This window comes from Candidatus Hepatincolaceae symbiont of Strigamia maritima (assembly GCF_055505085.1).
The window spans coordinates 1-1,863 of the sequence record NZ_DBKDTU010000140.1 but is presented as its reverse complement, the minus strand read 5'-3'; the positions used below and the strand labels follow the sequence as shown (position 1 = coordinate 1,863).

The 1,863-nt window shown below is 27.9% G+C and carries 2 protein-coding genes; both read right to left on the bottom strand.

Going from position 1 to position 1,863, the window contains the following annotated elements:
* Nucleotides 1-441 precede the first annotated feature (441 nt).
* A complete protein-coding gene (locus ACQCX0_RS03595; protein WP_462562808.1) occupies nt 442-1,386 on the bottom strand; it encodes an SAM hydrolase/SAM-dependent halogenase family protein in 945 nt (314 codons plus the stop codon).
* Between the two features lie 16 nt (nt 1,387-1,402).
* The coding region (locus tag ACQCX0_RS03590; RefSeq protein WP_462562807.1) for a DUF2155 domain-containing protein at nt 1,403-1,863 on the bottom strand (461 nt) is incomplete at its 5' end.

The following is a 1,863-nucleotide window of genomic DNA, read 5'->3' as shown; positions in this document are numbered from 1 at the left end:
CAATACATCAAGGATATTTAGAAGACATAGATAAAGGTTTCAGAATTACTGAACAAGTGCTAAAATTCGTTTCTGAATACTTTAAAGAAAACATAAAATAACAAAATTGGTTAGTCAGGTATATAATTGCCAAAAAAATAGACACTTCACTTGAAAGTGCCTATTTACTTATGTTTTACCCCACTATATAAAAAATGACATATTAAACGGGAATAGCAATATTATTTTCGCCGTTTTTTGTTGATTTTCGGCATTATTCGGCATTAATTTTTATATACGTACTTAGTTATTATTCCCGTTATTTCCTGTCTCATTACACTTAACTCTATAAAAGTTTATTTTATAGAGTTAAGCATTATACATTATAGTAAAATATACACATATTAAGTACTAGTTTATAACTTATATTTTAATTTTTAATGCTAATCTTAGATCTTTATATTATTTTATAGGAAAAATTTCTACAGTCCAATTTAAACCAGAAGCAATATTATGCTTTTTAGCAAAATTATCCATATTAAGGGCAATTGATAATTCTAACAAACTATTTAAATAGATTATAGGTTCTCCTGTTTTTACATCACCAAAAGTACTATAATAAGGAACTGTAAGAGTAGTTACTAACTGATTATTATTATAAAATCTAACTTCAAATTTATCTCCAACCTTAGGGTTAAGTTCTTCAAAGAGTTTTTTAGGAATATTAGTCCACACATTGCCATAATTAACATCCAATACTGGGATCATTCCTTTAAGGTTATTGCCTTGTTTGGTAGGTTTCTGGTAAGGCAAGCTTACTAAATCTGTTATTGGTAAAACTCTCCCTACAGATTCATAACTTATAGCACCGCTGGCAAGTCTTGCTCCTGTGTAAACATAAACATCTCTACCGTGAAAAGTATAAGAATCATAAGATTTTGGCAAACGATTCTTAGTTTCATCTATCTCTCTAATTTCTGCAATACCTACTGTTTCAGCAATAAGGGTTAGAATCCCATTATTAGGATTAACAAAATACTGACCATTCTTACTTTTAGCTACAATTGAGGTTCTTTTTGTACCAACTCCAGGATCTATAATTGATACAAAAACTGTACCTTGAGACCAAAATTCTATTACTTGGTATAATCTATAAGAGGCCGCCCAAATATCATATTCCGGTATTGCATGGGTAATATCAAAAATTTTTAAATTATTATCAACACCAAAAGCCACACCCTTCATAGCAGATACTGCACCATCTGCTAAACCAAAATCACTCATTAATACTAAAGCATTTTGTATAGATTTTCTCTCATTATTATTAGCAAATACTAAATTATTTAAGTTTATTATAATTACTGTAGTAAACAAGATTAGTAAAGGGATTTTACAAAAAAATTTCATATTCTTACTCCGTTATTTAGGGATTTATCTCTTCTGTTATTATACATTTAATTAAAGTAATATCATAGTCATAATCTTCAAGCATTGATATCTCAGGTTCTGATGAAAACATCCAACCGCTAAAAATTAAATGATCAACTAAATCTTTATTGGTTGTAAGTTGAAATTCTATGGGGATTTTTATTTTATTTTCTAATTGTTTAGTATTTTTACTATGTTGTTTAATATTTTCAGTTTTTAAAACTTGTAAAAACCCAATGTTTTCTTCCTCAAAGGTTTTTTTACTTCTATAACACGCTCTTAAAAACAATTGAATATTATGATGTTGAAAAATCTTACCACTTTGTAAATTAATAGAAGCTACTTTCCCAGTAACTTTATTGAGAATTTGTACTTTAGCAGAAGAAGTAGCAGAATATTCCTTAGCATTTAAAAAGGTACTAAAAATATACCATAATACAGCTAATAAAATTCCTT